We start from the raw sequence: 17,319 nt of genomic DNA on the forward strand, positions 1-17,319 counted from the left end.
CGACGATCTGATCTGTCGCTGGGCAGGCGCATTCAATGGGCGAAGCGCCCTTTCGGCAGGAGTTCATTTCGCTCATTCGATTGCTTTGAAAGCTCAGGTCCATCCGGTCCCGGACCGGAAGGGTTGGCAGCGGCGTGCCGGTCTCGGCCTGACGACGACCGGGAAAACCGGACCAGCAAGTCTGCGATCGTCGATGCCAGGCTCGCCGCCCCGCGCATGCCGGCAGGTGATGGTCTCGCCAATTCGACGAACGCTTCGGAATCACGCGCCAGCCGCCAGCGCAACCAGAGCCCGGTGGCAAGCGAGGTTAGTATCGACGCCAGCACCAGCGCGGTGAACATGCGCTCGTCGATGATGCCGGCGGCGTACGCCACACTCGCCAGCACGATGCCGGGTCCGCCACGCGTGTTCATGGCGACGCCGTAGTCGAAAGCCCTGGCCCAGTCGGTACCCGCTGCTCTGGCGGCAATGGTGCAGCTCACCAGCTTGATGGCCGTGCTGGCAACGATGAAGAAGAGCGTGAGCAGACCGTCGAATTGATGCGCCAGATCGAGCCGCAAGCCGACCAGCGCGAAGTAGATCGGCACGAAAAACCATATCGAGATGTCGGCGATATGTTGTTTCACCGGAGCAAGATGCCGCGAGGGAAAACGCGCCATCACGAGCCCCGCCAGAAGCGCGGCGAAGATGACGTTCACTTTCAAGAGGCTCGCGGCCGCGACGAAGACCAGGCACAGCAGCATGGTGTAGCCGGTGAGAGACGCTTCGCTGAACTTGCCGAAGACGCTTCGACGAATCGCACGTGCCGCTGCCGGAGCGAAGAACAGCGAGACGATCACGAAGGCGAGATTGACGGCGATCACACGCCCGATGCCGCCCGCGTCGGCGGCGTCACCGTTCTGCACCGCCGTGGCGATGGCAAGCATGCTCCAGAGGATGAGATCCTGGATGGTCGCGGCGCCGATGATGTTGCGCGCGAAGGAGCTGTTCATCAGGCCAAGATCGAGGAAGATGCGCGAGATGACCGGGATCGACGTGACGCCCACAGCGATACCCATCACCAGCTTGAACGCAAGGTCATCGCCCGCCTGTGCGTCCGCAAACAGCGGCGCGCCCGCATAGCCACACGCGAACGGAACCACGAGCGCGCCGATCACCAGCGCCGGTATGATGCGGCCCGATCCTTCCATGCCTTCCGCCTGCATCTTGAAGCCGGCGGTGAACATCAGCAGCACCAGGCCCAGCCAGTAGAAGGCGGAGAGCAAGGCACCCTGCGCGGGGAACCCGGCAAACAGCCATTTGTGCGCTTCGGACGAGACAAGCCCCAGCACGGACGGGCCGAGCACAATTCCGCCGGCGATTTCGCCAATCACGCGCGGCAGCTTCAGTCGCTCGAACACAAGGCCACCGCCCAATGCGCCGATGAGCAGCAGAACCAGGGAAAGAAAGAAACGCGCGAGTTCGGAATCGTTCATGCCGCCGCCTCAGTTGCCGACGCGCTCAGAGGATGAAGATGGGATGCCACTGGCCGGCACACCGGGGTCAGTTCCAGACATACGAGGCAACGATCCGCGCTGAGAGCTCATCCACGGAATGCGCCTCGGTATCGAGAACGAGGTCCGGGCTGTCTGGCGGCCGATATTCACTGTTGTAGCCGATGAGGGTATCGATCTCGCCGCTAATTGCCTTGCGATACAGGCCCTTCGGGTCCCGTTGCGCGCAGGTCTCGACGGAGCAGGCGACGTAGCCGATCGTCAGGTTTCTGACATTTTCGCGAACATGCTCGCGAGCATCTTGCCCTGCGGTCAGCGCGGCGACCACGACGTGCAGGCCGGCATCGGCCGCCTTGTTGGCCAGATGCACCAGCACCGAGACCACGCGCAACCGGCTGTCTGTCCCAAACCCAAGGTCGGCTCCGAAGAACCCGCGGACCTCGTCGCCGTCAAAGAGAATGACCGGAACCCCGAGCCGTCGCAAATCCGCAACGACGCGCATCGCCAGCGTCGTCTTGCCGGCGGAGGTTGGTCCGAGCAGCCATAGCACCGTTCCCGGTTCAGGATATTCGCGGTCCGGCCGCGGCAGCCCGAAATGCTTCACTCCGTTGGCCATCGTTCCCATCCTATTCCTGGAACAGCGCGTGTTTCATCATCACCTCGGCGCGCACCACCTCCTGCACCTCGGATCGCATCATCCAGTTCGGCAGCGCTTCTCCCGCCCGCAAGGCGCGTCGAATCTCCGAGCCGCTGATGGGCGTCGCGGCCTTGCAGGCGTTCAGGTCGACATAGCTCTCGGACTGGCTGTCGTAGCCGATGGCATCGAAGAAGATCGGCTCTATGCCTATGTCGCCCAGTTCATCGAACAGCTCCCTGCTCTCGTTGGCGCCGTAGAAACCGCCGACACCCGAGTGATCCCGTCCGATGATGAAATGGCTGCAGCCCATGTTCTTGCGGCAAAGGGCGGTGAAAACCGCCTCGCGAGGACCGGCAAATCGCGGGTAGGTGATGAAGCTTGCGAGCACCACCTTGCCCGGCGGGTAAATGCCGTAGTCGAGCATGGCCTGGTAGCCGTCGAGGACAAGATGCGGCATAAAATCGCCGCGCTTGGCATTTCCGACCACGGGATTGATCAACAGGCCGTCCGCGTAGGTGCGCTCCAGGGCGGCCATCTGGATCACTTCGTGGACACGATGGACCAGGTTGCGGCTGTGGAAGGCCACCACCCGGGTCCAGCCCTTGTGCGCAAAGACCGTGCGCAGCTGGGCCGGCGTCAGGTCGTAGCGCCGGTACGGCGAAGGCAGCGGCTGGATGAGGGTGATGCCGCCGGCGAGGAAATGTCCGCCGCGCGCAAGCACGCGGGCGACACCTGGATGCTCGCGCGAGTCCGTGCCGAACCATTTGCGCGCGAGCAGCTCCGGATCGAACTCGTAGGTTTCGGAGATGTCGAGAACGGAGTGCGACAATCCGCTTTTGCTGCAAAGCAGAACGCGGTCACCATTCGAAAATCGGCTTGCGGTTTCTTTGGGAACAGCCAGCACAACCGGCATCGTCCAGGCCAATCCCGAGGGAAGCCGGTTGTGTTCAAGTACGCTTTCCAGGCACCCTTTGTCCATGAAGCCACACAGCGGCGAGAAGGTGCCGCGGGCGATCTGCTCGACGTCGGTCAAGTCCTCATCTGCGACCGTGACCGTCGGCAAGTCATTGATTTCCAGATCTTCCGCCGGTCCCAGCGTCCGAATGACCAGGCGCCCGCCATGAGGCTCGACACCGGCGTGCAGCGATGACGGACGCACTCGGATGGCGTGGGCGCCGCCGGCCATATTCCGCCGGAATTGCTCGGCGACTTTGACGACCATCCTGGCACAGGCTACCGGATATTGACCGATGGCTGTTTCCGCCGCCAGGACGAGGCCGTCGGCGCCGTCCGCCAATGTATTGTAGACGTCGTTGACCTCGGCGCGGGTCGGCGTTGGCGCGCTCGTCATCGACTCCAGCAGGTTCGTTGCGACATAGACCTTCGCGCCATGCGCCTTCGCATTTCGGATGATCATCTTCTGAACTGCGGGGATCTGCTCGATCGGGACTTCCCGGGACAGGTCGCCGCGGTCAATCAGGATTGCGTCTGACTTCTCGGCTATGGCTGCGAGATTGCGTAAGCCACTCAGGCATTCGATCTTGGAGATGATGATCGCGCCGGGCCCGGCCTTGGCCCGGATCCCATCGACGTCCGAAGCGCGATGCGCAAAGGAAAGCGCGAAATGGCGTATCCCCATCCGGCGGCCGATCGCGATGGCGGCCACATCCTTTTCGGTCAGGGGCGGCATATCGAGCGTGCGCTGCACCGTTACTGCCTTGTTCTGACCGAGCTCCCCACCGTTCAGGACCCTCAGGATCACTGCCTCGTTGTCCTTCTCCACGACCTGGGTCAGGACAGCGTTGAAATCGATGCTGATGAAATCGCCGACTTGAAGTTTGTTGACGATGTATGCCGGGTAGAAGCTGATGCTGAACTGGTCGCCCGCCACCGGCCGCGCACGGGCGGTCAGGAACCGGTTCTCATGCACCATGACCTTGCCTTCGACCAGCGGACCGGTGCGAACCTGCGCGCCTTCGGTATCGAGACAGATCGGAATGCGCGTCCGCTTCTGGATGAAGGTGATGATCCGCTCGAGGTCCTCAATCTTCGTGTGTGATAAATTGACGCGCAAAAGCGAAGTGCCGACCCGGTCCAACCAATGGATGACCTTGTCATTGAGCGACGCCGGACCCAGCGTGCACAGAAGCTCGACTTCCCTGGCTTTCATGGCTCCCCACCTTTGTCTTCACTGTTGCGCGATGCACTTGATGAAACGGTGAACCGGCCCGGACCAGGCACGCGGTTCTGCCGACGGTGCGCACGGTCTCACAGCACTTCGTCGGAAAACCGGGCCACGTCCTGATGCGCCGTGATCCACTGGAGATGAGCCTTGTCCCAGTGTGCGCGGGCGTCGCTGCCCGTCAGCACTCTGAAACCGGACGGCGGCAGCGGCAGCGCGGACGGGATTGGCTCGTCGGGCAGCCACAACAACAAATTGTCGCGGCTTTCGATGGTCTTTTTCCAGGTGCGTTCCAGGCGGCGAAATCCCCGCATGTTTGCCGAAGCCAGCGCAAAAACCGATCCAGCGATCCTCAGGCTGGGCGACATGTCGGAAGCCTTGACCGGTGCCTGATGTGTGATGTCGCCCTTGGCCAGATAGGCGTGCATGCGGATCAGTGTCCCGTCGATCCGCACGATCTCCTGTGTCCCGTCGCGTTCGTTCGATGCGGGATCCAGACTGATCCCCGAGAAGCAACCGTCGAACAGGCAATCGTCGATGGTGCCACTGGAGAGATGGTCGTTTTCGACCGCATCATCCCTGATTTCGCTGAGCCAGCATCCTTTGAGCAGAAAACCGTCGGCCCGCTCGGCGAAGCGAATGCCATCCCAGCAGCGGCGTGCACGGACGCCTTCTATCGTCGCATTGGTGCTTCCGTCCCTGACAAGTAGGGCCGCGCTGTTGCAGTAGGTGTCCTGCCAGTCCGACGTGAGCGGCACCTCGCCGTTGAAGCGCCCGCCAACAAAGTGGACGTCGGGGCAGTTGCGGATGACAAATGGATAGCGATTGACCGGCAGCGCCCCCGCATCGCAGCCCATGATAGCACTTGGGTCGCTGTTTCTGCTGTTGGCGACTGTGAAGGACGCATTCCGCGCGTCGACTGTTGCTCCGGCCTGTAGGTCCCGAACTGACTGTTGTTCGTAGCCGTACTCACCTCTCAGCACGACCTGCGTACCGCTGCCACCCGACTGGAGAGGCGCCTGCCCACCTTCTGCCTTGGACGACCGCGGCAACAGGGCCAATACGGGCGACATGCCGGCAAGGCTCATGAACGAACGGCGGTCCATCCTCCTGCTCATTGGCCAGCCGAACCGCATAGCCGATGCCTGTCGAGGCAGGCCAAAAGCACGACCTCAAGTGCCCTTTCTGCCACGTCTTCGGGCGAGGCCAACCTGTCCACGTCGACTGCCGCCAATACGTGATCTTCCGTCCGCATTCCCGTCTCGAGAACGGCCGCCATCTCGCGGCAGGCACGGTCGGCCGACGACCAGAGATCGAGGTCGCGATCGGGAGACGTCCTCTGCATCCGCGAAGTCCGGTCGCCCCTCGTCAGGAGCCGATCGCGTGCAACGCCGGCCTCGCCGCGCAGATGGACAAAAACCATGTCATGCACGCCAATGGCGGACAGGATATCGAGCCATTTCTCGGATGTTGCCCGATGCTTGCTCTTCAGCAAGATGGACCAGAACCCCTGCAGCAGTCCCTGATCCATGATGATGATGGTATTTTTTCTTGGCCTCTCGTTCTCGACATAGGCAACCAGAACCGAAAAGTTCCAGATGACCTTGACTGCGTCGATGATCGATGATTGCCCGCTTTCGAAGACAAAGCGTGCAATTCGCACAACCAACGAGCGAAACTCACGATTCATGAGTCTTGGAGCGACAATGCCGATCCTGTGGATCTGCCGGCGGATGAATGTTCTTGTCCCCCAGGCTATTTGCACCTCACCTATCAGCGGACCGCACCGTCGCAGGCTGTTTGCCAGCAGGCTGGAGGCGGTTGTCTTTCCAATCCCGGGGAGACCAAAGAATTCCACAAATCGAATGTCTGTCAGAAGCGCGCGTGCCTCAGCGCTTGGCGGGAGGCTTGCCGCCAGGTCACGATGCGAAGTCATTTGGATTCAGCCGGTGAAGTTGACTCTTGGAAGGTCGACGAAACAGGGAAAAAGGCCTCCACTCTTCTGTTCCTCAGCGTTCGAATAGCTGCGGCGCAGTGGTGGCGTAGAGCTTTGTATGCCCGTCAGAGCCGGTCTGCAGCGATCGTTGCATGCCGCGATAGGCCATGAGCAGCGCCAAGGGCAGCCAGAAGAATGGCGCGGTTGATGGGCCGAAGGAATCGCTCATCTGGTTTGCGGCGAGGTAATTCCACACCGAAACCGATGAACCGAGCACCATCACATTCGCTTCCGTCGCGTCCTCACTCCTGTCATTGCCGAACAGTGTGGAAAGAACGGCGGTGACCAGATATCCCGTGACCAGCAGGGCGATGACCGCTACCAGCGCGACGCCGGGCACCCCGAGCGTTCTGAAGTAATCGATGAACAGATTGTGGCTATGGGGAGCAATGTCGCCCACCGGCTGCCCTGCCCCGACCCCGATGAAGGGATGCGTCATGCCGAGATCGATGGACATCGACCACAATCGCTGCCGCGATACGATCGAATGCGCTTCACCTCCGGAGAGTTGAACCGACAGCAGCTTGTAAGCCCGTGGATTGAGGGACTGCAATGTGACCAGACACACCTGGATCAACACGGGAGCCGCAACCACGCCAAGGATAACCGTTATCGGCCTCTGCTTTCGCATCACCAGATAGATACTGTACAGCGCGAAGAAAATTCCGAGACCGACCACGCCGACAACGAAATTTGTCTTTGAACCTGATTTCACCAGGCCCAGCAGCACCGCCGCAAGACAGCCCAGCAGGAGAATCCGGTGCCTGCGAGCAGTGACCAGCCGCGCGGCGATCAGCGGCAGCCCCGCCGACAGCGCAATTCCCAACTGGTTCGAATGCTTGAAATATCCTTCAGCCCGGTCGGCGAACTTGGCGTCGCCCAGGCCGATCGTCACAAGGCACGATGTTGCGACGCTCATGATGATCATCGCCATCACAAGTCTGTCGACCGCCTCGAAACCCTTTGGTCTGGTAGAGATCGCTGCAACCGCCGGGATAGTGGCAAATCCGAATATCTGCGCGAAAACTGCGCGCATTGTCCGGAGCGGACTGTCTGCATAGAGCATCGATAGAAGGGAAAGAACGATGATGAAGGCAGATGTCGTCAGCACGGCAGCCGCCAGGGCAGCTTCGGTCTGATGAAGGCGCCTTGCCGTTTCGCCATAGCAGACGACGCTTACCAGAGCGCAGAACAGAGCCAGCAGGAAGGAAAGCGACCCATCGGTTCCGGCAATCCGCGTGGCGCCAGGAAACCAGATTGACACGATAAGCAACAGAACGGATGCCTGCAGCAAGGGATGTTGGTCTGCGGAATGTCGCACCGAAAGCGCTACTTCCTGCGTTTTTTGGCGGTCCATGAGAGGGGTCGTTCGTGGCTCAGCATTCGCTCGAGTAAAACAATTCAAGGCATGCTGCCGCACTGCGGGTGAATACTCCGCATATCTTCAGCAAGCAGCGTAGGCTCAGCCGACAGCCAAGGAAATGAGCGAAAGGGTGACATTGGTGCAAGGTGACCTACGCCTTTTGTGCAAGGGACGGAGGCGCGGTTTCCCGAGGCCTTTATTGCCACGAGGAGGGTTGCGTAGGGCAGCCCCAGGCGCGCAGACCACAGACGATAGGCGTGCACCGGATTGAATGTTGGTACGGCTTCGCAAAATGTGGGAGACTTTGCGCGGCACATTGGTTCTTCCGCTCATAGGAGATCGCCGTGCTTTGGAGCCTTGTCGCCGTCGGCGTGACTGGCATTTTGCTGGGATTTCGCTTTCGCGCACCTGCACTTATCGTTGTCACGGCCGTGACCGTCGTCATCAGCGCCGTGGCAAGCGGTACCGACGATCCGTTTGATCGGCAGCGCCTGCTTTCGATCCTGCTCCTCGTTGCCACGCTGCAGTGCGCCTATGTGCTCGGCCTCTTGCTCGGCGCCATATGGCGTCGTGGCGTGACCCATGAGCAATGACGGAGCGTGGCATCCGCAAGGCGCCCCACATGAAGCCGTTCAGACGCGACGCGCCTTCAATCAAGACGCATGGTCGAATCTCATCACGGCGAAGATCGTCCGTACGAGAATGACGACATCGGCCCATACCGACCAGTTTCGGATGTAGCGGCTGTCGATGGAGACGCGACTGGCATAGTCTACTGCGTCTCTGCCTGTCACTTGCCACAGGCCGGTCAGTCCTGGGCGGGCTTGCAAATACTCGGCCGCACAGGCGCCGTAGCGTTGCAGCTCGTCAGGAACGACCGGGCGCGGACCGACACAGCTCATTTCCCCGCGCAGCACGTTGATGAGCTGCGGCAGCTCGTCCAGGCTCGACTTCCTGAGGATGCGCCCCAGGAATGTGATGCGCGGGTCGTTCTTGAATTTCCAGTTCTGCTCCCACTCCTTGGCGGCTTCGGGGTTGTTCGCCAGATAGTCGGCCAGAACCTGCTGGGAGTTGGCCACCATGGTCCTGAACTTGTAGCAGGCGAAACGCTTGCCGTTGAAACCGACACGGGTGTGGGAAAATATCGCCGGCCCGCCATCGGTTACCCATATCAGAAGGGCAACGATCAGCATGACCGGAGCGGCCAGGACAAGCGCGACCAGAGCGACCGTTACGTCCATCATCCTCTTGCGTCGGCCTCCGAGTGGACGACGGCTCCGGCCGACGTGCAGGCCGGGTCTGCGGGGATTTATGTCGAATGCACTGATTGTCATGGGTTTCGCCCAGGAACGCTGTTTGAGTGCTGCTGCAGCTTGAGTGCTGTTGCAACGCCCAACTTCACAGCGACGGATCATCCGCGACAAGAGCCGCAAAGGAGGTAGCCAGCTAACGGTTGCCGGTTACCCCCTTAGCCTTATTTCAAGGCAACCGATGTCATGCGGCGGTCAGCCCCGTGGAGGCAGCCAAGCCGTAGAGAGCCGTCTGCCGATGCAACACCCTGGGAGGCGCAGATGAACGTTCAGGAGAGGCCAGAACCGCGTCGCACAGCCGAATACTGACGGTGACCGTCTCAAACTGGGCCTGGACTGTTGCCGCTGCGCGGACGCGGCCAGCGCAATACCGGTAGCCGGCCAGGCGCCGATGGCGCCTCCCTATTCGTTCGGACAGGTCCGTGCGTTGCAGCCATTGCGGCGTTAAGTCTTCCGACCAAACGGCGTATCACCGGCATCCGATTGCCGTGGTAGCGGTTCGGGCAAATTTAGCCTTACTTGCAGGAATGACGCATTGAAACTGGATCCGTCATGAAGCGGCCGAGAGTGCCATCCTGATACAGGCCATCACTTTCCTCCGCAGACAGGAAACCTGGGGGACCGTGCTTGCAAATGCGCAGGCCGGCTAAGGTGGTCAGTGAACGCAATGCGTGAAGGCGTGCGCACCGCGCCCGGACGAAATCCTGTGAAGCAGGGCTTCCTGCGTCAAAGGACGCTACCGGCCGATTTTGACTATGGGGAGCGCGCAACGTGACGGACAGCTTCATGCCCTCATCATTTGAGTTCCCCGCAAGACCGGTCGCCCGCCATGTTCCCGATATCGACCACGCGGAAGCACTTGCCATCGTCCGCGAGCAAATAGCCTTGCTCGATCTCGATCTCTCCGGGCTCACCGTGGTCGTTGGGACCGCGACGGGATACCAGGCGGTAGCCGCGACAGCCGCTGCGCTGGCCGATGCCGGCCGTGTCATAGCGCTCGCCGGCGAATTCCAAAGACATCCGAGCCTGGCGACGGCCGCCGACGCCACCTTGGCATTTGCCAAGTACACCAACGTCTCCAAGCGCGTCGAAGTGCTGAACCGCATCGACAGCCGCGGATGGCATGACGTCGATCTCCTCGTCAACGGTCTCCAGGTTGGGCCGATCTCGAGATCGCTCATCGAGCTCCTGCCCCCTCATGCTGTGGTTTCGCTGATGGCCGAACCATGGGAGCTTCGGCCAGGCATTGTGGACTTCGACAGCTGTGATGACGCCGGCATCAAGGTCGTGGCTCCCAACCTCGGCCATCCGGCCATTAACCTGCTGCCTGAGTTCGCACGGCTATGCTGCATCATGCTCGACGAGGCCGGCGTCGAGCAAGCCGGCGCAAGACTCGCTCTTGTCTGCGATACGCCCTGTGCACCATTCATCGAGCAGGCTCTGCGCGATCGTGGAGCGAGAGTGAGCGTTTTTGCACATCCGTCGCTGCTGACCGACAGCAAATGGGATGTGATCGTTGCCGCGATGCGGCCCTCCGACAGACCGCCAATGGATATCAAAAGCCTGGGCCGCATTTCGGAGACCTCGCGCCACGCCTTGCTGGTGCAGTTCAGCGGCGAGATCGACCGCTCGGCCGCCAGCTACTTCGGCCTGAGGGTGTGGCCGCCGAAGCGACCCGCCCGCGGTCAACTGGGCCTGCCGCTGGACGTGCTCGGAGCGGCGCCGGCAATCCGCAAGCTGACAGGCGGGCTGAAGGCCGCCGAAGCCGCATATCGCGGCGAAGCGCTGGGACGCGATAGCGTCGGATTTATCGTGAAGGCAAGGTCCGGGACGATCGAGCGGGGACGCGCTGGGACACGCGCCAGCGCACATCTGTTGCGCTAAGGCGATTCCAGGAAAAGTGCGTCGCGGTTTTCCGTCCGGAATCGCGTAAAGAGTTGGAGGGCCCGGAGGGAACCTCCGAGCATCAGGTCTGCGATCCGGACCTCAAGGATGACCGCCCCAAAATCGAGGCGACAATGTCCAGCGTCAGATCACCTGGGGCCGGTCTGGCAGGCCGGCCCAGTAGGCCTCAAAGCATCATCTCTCTGAGCTTGTAGGCTACCTCCGTGCGGTTCGTAGCCTTCAGCTTCTTCATGATGTTGCGGATGTGGACCTTGACGGTACTCTCGCAAAGGTTGAGCTCATAGGCGATTATCTTGTTCGCCTTGCCTTTTCTGAGCGCCTCCACGACAGCCGCTTCGCGCGTGGTGAACATGCCGGTGAGTGGACGGGCGCTGCTTGCGGTCGCGTGGATGATCTCCCGAAGCGCCAGCACGCAGCTGGCGGGTACGAAGATTCCTCCGGCGCGAGCGAGACCAGTGGCCTCGGCAGCAACCTTCACTGTCACACTTGTCGGAATGTAGCCTCGAGCACCACTCTCGAGCGCCGCGAGAATCTCGCCTGGCTCATCGGAATCCGCGACCACGATGACGGGCACGGCGCCGACCTCGGAAACGAAGTGCAAGAGCTCCGCCCGAACGCTCTGGTCGGTGACTCTTTTAGCTCCCAGGAGCACGAGGAAAGCTGATGGTTCGGCCGCGTCGGCGATGTTGTGGAATTCGTCGAGCGATCCCACGGCACTGACCCGTAAACTAGGATTGTGTTCGACAAGGCCGCGAGCGAGGCATTCCCGCTCAAGTGCTCGCTTGTCGATGATTACGACAAGACCTTCGTTCCCGCCTTCAAGCCCAATCTTGCCGACACCACTGCTATCCGCCAGATGCCCATTATGTCCATTGTGTATTGCGCCCCCTGTGGCACCATTCGAGAAATCGGGATTTTGAGAGTACACCATAGCCTTACTCCTCCTCTCCGTTGCCGATTTACTTTCTCTATATCCTCTCTTTTTCTTTGCATTGCGCTCCACGCAAAGCTTCTCGTGCGTGTGAACCGATAAGCCTCATCCACGGCATATCAGCCCTGCACGTTCACTGGGAGTAAATCTCAAGGAGTAGGCATAAACGCCGATCCAACGCTCGACGTACGGTGCCACCCGCCACGCTCCGTTTAGGTAGCCCAGCCCGACCTACCTAAATCCATACTAAGGGTGCTGTGGAAAACTCGCATTAATCCCGGTTAACAATTTGGTAATTATATCTTAGGTGACTAATGTAATCCGAAAGGATGACAACCTTACATTGCACCGTCGAGTGCCACACTAGGAAGCTGAACACCCCCGTCGAAAGCCCCGGCCGTGACCACATGCGGCGAGCGGCCCTCCAAAATGGGCGCGACAGCGCCCCTAGCCGGCGCATTGCCTCGCACCGCCGACGGTCGGTCACATGAAACCCGGAGGCAACGCAGACTTGTTCAGCCCTGCGCCCGGACCTGCGGGAGTGCGGCGGCGAGCGACCGCTCGACTGCATCGACCAGCGTATCGACCTGGGCCTCGGTGATGATCAGCGGCGGGCAGAAGGCGATCGCGTCGCCCATGTTGCGCGAGATGACGCCATTCTGCTGCAGCAATCCGTTGACCTGGGCGCCGAGCGCACCGGGCTTCCCCCACGGCGCCTTGCCGGCCTTGTCGGCGACCAGCTCGACGGCGGCGATCAGACCGACGCCGCGCACCTCGCCGACGAGCGGATGCGAAGCGAGCCTGCGCAACCGGGCCTGCAGGTGCGCACCGACCGCACGCGCATTGCCGACAAGGTCGCGCTCCTCGATCAGCTTGAGATTCTCCAGCGCCACGGCGGCGGCCACGGGATGGCCGCCGCCCGTGAAGCCATGCCCGAACGTGCCGATGCGTTCGCTCTCGTCCGCAATCGGCTCGAACACCCCCTCATTGATGAGCAGGGCAGAAATCGGCAGGTATGACGACGAGATCTGCTTGGACAGCACCATGATGTCGGGCCTGATGCCGAAGGTCTGCGAGCCGAACATCTCGCCGGTCCGGCCAAAGCCGCAGATGACCTCGTCGGCCACGAGCAGGATGTCGTATTTCGACAGCACCGACTGGATCTTCTCCCAGTAGCCGACAGGCGGAACGATAACGCCGCCGGCGCCCATGATCGGTTCGCCGAAGAAGGCGGCGATGGTCTCCGGTCCCTCCGCAAGGATCAGCTTCTCGAGATCCCCGGCAAGACGGCTCGCGAACTGTTCTTCGCTTTCGCCCGGCGCGGCCTCGCGCCAGTAATGCGGCGTCGACGTGTGGAGCACGTTGGCGATCGGCAGGTCGAATGACAGATGGTTGTTAGGCAGCCCGGTCAGGCTTGCCGCGGCAATCGTCACGCCGTGATAGCCGCGTTTGCGGCTGATGATCTTCTTGCGTGCCGGCTGGCCGAGCGCATTCGACCGGTACCAGATCATCTTCATGGCCGTGTCGTTGGCCTCGGAACCCGAATTGGTGAAATACGCCTTGCTCATCGGGACCGGCGCCATCTGGACCAGCCTTTCAGCCAGGTCGATCAGCGGCGAATGCGATTTCGAACCGAAGTCGTGATAATAGGGCAGCTTCGACATCTGCCTTGTGGCGGCGTCGACCAGGCGCTTTTCCGAAAAGCCGACGGCTACGCTCCACAGGCCCGCCATCGCTTCGATGTAGCGATTGCCGGCCACATCCTCGACATAGATGCCGTCGCCCTTCTCGATGACGAGCGGGCCCGATTCCTGATGCTTGCGAGCATTGGTATAGCCATGCAGATGATAGCGTATGTCACGGCCTTCAGGGGAATTGCGTCTGGTGTCCATGACGGCTCCTGTCTGCATGCGTACGGGGAACTGTCGCCTGCTCCACTTGGGATTGCGCAGTTTCCTTCTTGCATGTTCACAAACGAAAACGGCCCGCACAAGGCGGGCCGTTTTCGAAACTTGGTTGCGGGGACAGGATTTGACTTTTTCAGTCCCGCGGCGTCGGCTTCGCCTCCTTGCAGGCCCCTGATGAGGGCTAAAATCAACCGGCACCAACAGCCGAATACCAAAACGGCCCGCACGAGGCGGGCCGTTTTGGTATTTGGTTGCGGGGACAGGATTTGGCCTAGACCGAACGTTTGCACGGATCGACATACAATCTTGTTGAGTGCGCCCCTCCGAAGGCAGAGGTCACAGGTTCGAAACCCGCTCTCTCCGCCATTTCAAAACCCATATCTAACACACTGATCTGTAGTGGGCGCGATGTCGCGGCGTTCAATCGTCCGGCTGGATCGTTTTCGCACCACCGATGTGCGCGATTCCGCACTCACCGCCTGACTTCGGCGAACCCATTTTGAGGATCTCGATGAAACCTCACCGTACAGCCAATCAGCGAAAGACAAAAGATTATGAAAGCACTCGAAGGTAAAATCGCAGTCATCACGGGCGGAAGCAGCGGGATCGGGTTAGCGACAGCCAAGCGCTTCGTGGAAGAAGGTGCGCACGTCGTGATCACCGGGCGAAGAGAGAAAGAGCTGAAGGAGGCCGCAGCCTTCATTACGAGAAACGTTACGACGGTCGTCGGCGACGTGTCACGCTTGGAAGATCTGGACCACCTCTATGCCGTCGTGAAAGAGAAACATGGTCACATCGACATTCTCTTCGCGAACGCGGGCGCAGGGACAATCGCACCGCTCGCGGTCGCTACTGAGGCCCATTTTGACCAGACCTTCGATGTGAACGTGAAGGGTCTGTTCTTTACGGTGCAGAAGGCCCTTCCTCTCTTCAAAGACGGCGGTTCGATTATCCTGAACTCTTCAGTGTCGAACGTGTTGGGGGTTCCCGGGTTTAGCACCTACGCCGCGAGTAAGGCTGCTGTGCGCAACTTTGCGCGCGCTTGGACACTGGAGCTGAAAGACCGCAAAATCCGCGTGAACGCGATGAGCCCCGGGCCAATCGAGACCCCCGCCTTAGAGACAACGGCAGGCCTTACCCCCGAGCAAGCCGAGCAAGCGGCCGCCCAGTTTGCGTCACAGATCCCAATGGGTCGCAGGGGAAAGCCAGAGGAAATTGCGGCTGCCGTCACCTTCCTCGCCTCAGATGAAAGTTCTTACATCACCGGCGTGGATCTGGCGGTCGATGGAGGCATGGCGCAGGTCTGACCCGGCGTTAACACAGGATCGGAGAAGCATTATGAGCTACGCAATCATCGGCTTCGGCAATATCGGCCGAGCACTGGCCAAGGCGTTTGCCCGCAAGGGCCTCGACGTGTCCGTTGCAACCACGCGCGACCCGGAAAGCTTTGCAGCCGATGCGGCCGCGATCGGGCCTACGATCATTCCCAAAAAGCTGGCGGACGCGGTCAAGGCGGACATCATCTTTTTGGCTGTCCGTTTCGAGTCGCACCCGGAGGTCGCGAAGGCGCTTGCCACCTGGCAGGGGAAGACTATCATCGATGTGACCAATGCCTACGGCGTGCCCCCTGAGAAACTGGGAGGACAGCCTTCTTCCAAGTTCGTTGCGCAGGCTTTCTCTGGCGCAAGGCTGGTCAAGGGCTTCAACCATTTGATCGCTGCCACCCTTGACCAAGACCCGGCCGTGCATGGTGGCAGGAGAGTCGTGTTCCTGGCGAGCGACGATGACGCTGCCGCAGCGGAGATTGGTACGCTCGCGGAAAATCTAGGTTTTTCGCCTATCAAACTCGGCAGGCTTTCGGAAGGTGGACTGCTAGTTCAGGCGCGCGGAAATAGCTGGGGTCATCTGATCTTCAAGGACCTGGTCAAATTCGACTGATAAACACGAGGTGCCCACCGGCAGCGCCACGATGCCTGGATCGGATCGAGCGCGATCTGATCCAAGCGAAATGGAGAAATTCCCATGAGCATTGAGAAGAACATCCAGACCGTGAAGGACTTCTTCGCCGCAATCGGTTGCGGCGACAGGGAGGCTCTGCTGGCGCTGGTCGCCGAAGACGTCGAGTGGATCATTCCGGGCGAGGACTGGCCGCTGGCCGGAACACGCCACGGACACGCCGGGCTGGCGGATTTGCTTGAGACGGCATCCAGTTCGATAGAAACGTCCACGGAACCCCGGGAGTTCGTGGCGCAGGGAGACCGGGTGCTGGTCGTCGGCGTCGCTACGGGGAGGATCAAGCCACGAACAAGACGTTCGAGGACGACTGGATCTTCGCCATCACGGTCCGGGATGGCAGACTGACCAACATCCGGGAATACGTCGACACGCAAGCGCTGGCCCGGGCCTCGCAGATGGACGCGTCCGGGCCTGCGTAGCGCTGGCCATCTTCGGCCATCGGTTCGGGGTCGACGGTGAACTAGCCGTGGATCCCCCCACCGCAGGCCGCGTTCTCGTCGATGACCAACCTTAACGGAGATTCCGATGTACGACCAATCCAAGCAATCCGAGTTGATCCGGTTCGCACGTATCGATGCGGGCTCCACCGTGATCGATGTGTACCCTGGCGACGGAGACTGGACGCGCCTCTTCTCCGACATCGTCGGACCAGAGGGGCGGGTCTTCAGCTTCGTGCCGGCCGAAGTCGCCCACTTCAAGAACGATCCGGTCGGCCGCATCCAGACGCTCTCGAAGGAGCCGGGCCGAGGGAACGTCGAGGCTGTCTCAGCGGACCTCGTGACGATGCCGGAGGTCACGCAGCCAGCGGATGTGCTGTGGCTGCACCTGTTCTACCACGATCTCCACACCGCGCTGATCCAGGCGAGGGGCGCGACGGCGGCCGACTTCAATCGAGCCGTCTACGATCGGCTGAAGCCTGGTGGGTCCTACGTCATCGTAGACCACGCCGCCGGCGTCGGAGCGGGCACGAGCGACGCCCAGTCGCTGCATCGAATTGAGCCTGCATCCGTTCGCAAGGAGGTGGAGGCGGCCGGCTTCATATTGGACGCGGAAAGCACCATCCTCGCGAACCATGATGATGCGCACTCGATCAAGGTGTTCGATCCCTCGATCAAGGGCGAGACCGATCGCTTCGCCTACCGATTTTTGAAGATCTAACACTGAGCTATTCGCCAACGATGAGGTCGGCACTCGTACGGAAGGCGGCTCTGACAAGTGCGATGACCGATTGTGGGTTGGTTTCGGAACGACAGCTTACCGCAGAAGCTGGTTGAAACCGGATCGTCCGCTGTCGTGAAGAGTTTCGGGCGCCGGCAGGCGTACGAAAGTCCCCGAGGAAGGACTGGCAGCTTCAAGACTCGAATCGTCAGAAGCGGACATTCAGCTTCTTGGGGGCATCGACGTGATCTACTCGAAGCCGACATCGCCCTTGGCTCTTCCCGCATTGCTCTCGATCGCGCAATTGCACCTTGCGCGCCTATCCCGATTGTCGGATCAGAATTGAAGCCAGTTGCTAGTCGGGCAATCCTGCCAAGCGCATGCATTCGATGAGGTCGTCAGCCATCTTGGGGTCAACAAA

At 60.9% G+C, this 17,319-nt stretch carries 14 protein-coding genes and 1 pseudogene; 6 read left to right on the forward strand and 9 right to left on the reverse strand.

Annotation, left to right across the window (positions count from 1 at the left end; genetic code table 11):
* Nucleotides 1-32: 32 nt before the first annotated feature.
* The 6 genes from AC04SI_RS10395 to AC04SI_RS10420 form a co-directional block, all read right to left on the reverse strand.
* Entirely contained in the window at nucleotides 33-1,475 is a 1,443-nt protein-coding gene (locus tag AC04SI_RS10395) for a cation:proton antiporter (protein ID WP_404278340.1), read from the reverse strand.
* A gap of 67 nt (nucleotides 1,476-1,542) precedes the next feature.
* Nucleotides 1,543-2,109 (reverse strand): adenylyl-sulfate kinase, encoded by a 567-nt coding sequence (locus AC04SI_RS10400; protein WP_488474176.1) that lies wholly within the window; start codon nucleotides 2,107-2,109, stop codon nucleotides 1,543-1,545.
* Between the two features lie 10 nt (nucleotides 2,110-2,119).
* On the reverse strand, nucleotides 2,120-4,300 hold the full coding sequence (locus AC04SI_RS10405; protein WP_404278344.1) for a pyruvate kinase: 2,181 nt from the start codon (nucleotides 4,298-4,300) through the stop codon (nucleotides 2,120-2,122).
* A 98-nt stretch (nucleotides 4,301-4,398) separates the two neighbouring features.
* Nucleotides 4,399-5,418: a hypothetical protein gene (locus tag AC04SI_RS10410; RefSeq protein ID WP_404278347.1), complete on the reverse strand. Its 1,020-nt coding sequence runs from the start codon at nucleotides 5,416-5,418 to the stop codon at nucleotides 4,399-4,401.
* Between the two features lie 8 nt (nucleotides 5,419-5,426).
* Complete coding sequence (locus AC04SI_RS10415; RefSeq protein WP_488474177.1) at nucleotides 5,427-6,248, reverse strand: hypothetical protein; 822 nt, start codon at nucleotides 6,246-6,248, stop codon at nucleotides 5,427-5,429.
* 73 nt (nucleotides 6,249-6,321) lie between these two features.
* Nucleotides 6,322-7,665, reverse strand: coding sequence for an O-antigen ligase family protein (locus tag AC04SI_RS10420; protein WP_404278351.1), 1,344 nt, complete (start codon nucleotides 7,663-7,665; stop codon nucleotides 6,322-6,324).
* Nucleotides 7,666-8,015: 350 nt separating this feature from the next.
* Here AC04SI_RS10420 and AC04SI_RS10425 point away from each other — a divergent pair, with 350 nt between their 5' ends.
* A complete protein-coding gene (locus AC04SI_RS10425; RefSeq protein ID WP_404278353.1) occupies nucleotides 8,016-8,264 on the forward strand; it encodes a hypothetical protein in 249 nt (82 codons plus the stop codon).
* A 60-nt stretch (nucleotides 8,265-8,324) separates the two neighbouring features.
* Here AC04SI_RS10425 and AC04SI_RS10430 read toward each other — a convergent pair whose 3' ends face one another.
* Nucleotides 8,325-9,005 carry a sugar transferase gene (locus tag AC04SI_RS10430; protein WP_488474178.1) on the reverse strand — a complete coding sequence of 227 codons (681 nt, stop codon included), beginning with the start codon at nucleotides 9,003-9,005 and terminating at the stop codon, nucleotides 8,325-8,327.
* An 861-nt stretch (nucleotides 9,006-9,866) separates the two neighbouring features.
* Between AC04SI_RS10430 and AC04SI_RS10435 the strand changes: the two genes are divergently transcribed.
* Complete coding sequence (locus AC04SI_RS10435) at nucleotides 9,867-10,865, forward strand: hypothetical protein (protein WP_488474179.1); 999 nt, start codon at nucleotides 9,867-9,869, stop codon at nucleotides 10,863-10,865.
* Between the two features lie 187 nt (nucleotides 10,866-11,052).
* Here the strand turns inward: AC04SI_RS10435 and AC04SI_RS10440 are convergent, their stop codons facing one another.
* Nucleotides 11,053-11,817, reverse strand: a complete 765-nt coding sequence (locus AC04SI_RS10440) for a LuxR C-terminal-related transcriptional regulator (protein WP_404278359.1) — start codon at nucleotides 11,815-11,817, stop codon at nucleotides 11,053-11,055.
* Nucleotides 11,818-12,332: 515 nt separating this feature from the next.
* Nucleotides 12,333-13,709, reverse strand: coding sequence for an aspartate aminotransferase family protein (locus AC04SI_RS10445; protein WP_404278361.1), 1,377 nt, complete (start codon nucleotides 13,707-13,709; stop codon nucleotides 12,333-12,335).
* Nucleotides 13,710-14,278: 569 nt separating this feature from the next.
* Here AC04SI_RS10445 and AC04SI_RS10450 point away from each other — a divergent pair.
* The 4 genes and pseudogenes from AC04SI_RS10450 (at nucleotide 14,279) to AC04SI_RS10465 (ending at nucleotide 16,898) form a co-directional block, all read left to right on the forward strand.
* Nucleotides 14,279-15,031, forward strand: coding sequence for an SDR family NAD(P)-dependent oxidoreductase (locus tag AC04SI_RS10450; RefSeq protein WP_488474180.1), 753 nt, complete (start codon nucleotides 14,279-14,281; stop codon nucleotides 15,029-15,031).
* Between the two features lie 31 nt (nucleotides 15,032-15,062).
* The gene (locus tag AC04SI_RS10455) at nucleotides 15,063-15,662 is read left to right on the forward strand and encodes an NADPH-dependent F420 reductase (protein WP_488474181.1); all 600 of its coding nucleotides are present in this window, start codon (nucleotides 15,063-15,065) and stop codon (nucleotides 15,660-15,662) included.
* A gap of 84 nt (nucleotides 15,663-15,746) precedes the next feature.
* Nucleotides 15,747-16,159: pseudogene (locus tag AC04SI_RS10460) on the forward strand (nuclear transport factor 2 family protein).
* Between the two features lie 106 nt (nucleotides 16,160-16,265).
* A complete protein-coding gene (locus AC04SI_RS10465; protein ID WP_488474182.1) occupies nucleotides 16,266-16,898 on the forward strand; it encodes a class I SAM-dependent methyltransferase in 633 nt (210 codons plus the stop codon).
* Nucleotides 16,899-17,319 lie beyond the last annotated feature (421 nt).

This window comes from Mesorhizobium sp. CNPSo 4689, from assembly GCF_057784325.1.

What these genes read in the sequence shown, in the direction of transcription:
- AC04SI_RS10395 (WP_404278340.1), bottom strand. Translation starts at nt 1,475, where the DNA reads ATGAACGATTCCGAACTCGCGCGTTTCTTTCTTTCCCTGGTTCTGCTG.
- AC04SI_RS10400 (WP_488474176.1), bottom strand. Translation starts at nt 2,109, where the DNA reads ATGGCCAACGGAGTGAAGCATTTCGGGCTGCCGCGGCCGGACCGCGAA.
- AC04SI_RS10405 (WP_404278344.1), bottom strand. Translation starts at nt 4,300, where the DNA reads ATGAAAGCCAGGGAAGTCGAGCTTCTGTGCACGCTGGGTCCGGCGTCG.
- AC04SI_RS10410 (WP_404278347.1), bottom strand. Translation starts at nt 5,418, where the DNA reads ATGGACCGCCGTTCGTTCATGAGCCTTGCCGGCATGTCGCCCGTATTG.
- AC04SI_RS10415 (WP_488474177.1), bottom strand. Translation starts at nt 6,248, where the DNA reads ATGACTTCGCATCGTGACCTGGCGGCAAGCCTCCCGCCAAGCGCTGAG.
- AC04SI_RS10420 (WP_404278351.1), bottom strand. Translation starts at nt 7,665, where the DNA reads ATGGACCGCCAAAAAACGCAGGAAGTAGCGCTTTCGGTGCGACATTCC.
- AC04SI_RS10430 (WP_488474178.1), bottom strand. Translation starts at nt 9,005, where the DNA reads ATGACAATCAGTGCATTCGACATAAATCCCCGCAGACCCGGCCTGCAC.
- AC04SI_RS10440 (WP_404278359.1), bottom strand. Translation starts at nt 11,817, where the DNA reads ATGGTGTACTCTCAAAATCCCGATTTCTCGAATGGTGCCACAGGGGGC.
- AC04SI_RS10445 (WP_404278361.1), bottom strand. Translation starts at nt 13,709, where the DNA reads ATGGACACCAGACGCAATTCCCCTGAAGGCCGTGACATACGCTATCAT.
- AC04SI_RS10450 (WP_488474180.1), top strand. Translation starts at nt 14,279, where the DNA reads ATGAAAGCACTCGAAGGTAAAATCGCAGTCATCACGGGCGGAAGCAGC.
- AC04SI_RS10455 (WP_488474181.1), top strand. Translation starts at nt 15,063, where the DNA reads ATGAGCTACGCAATCATCGGCTTCGGCAATATCGGCCGAGCACTGGCC.
- AC04SI_RS10465 (WP_488474182.1), top strand. Translation starts at nt 16,266, where the DNA reads ATGTACGACCAATCCAAGCAATCCGAGTTGATCCGGTTCGCACGTATC.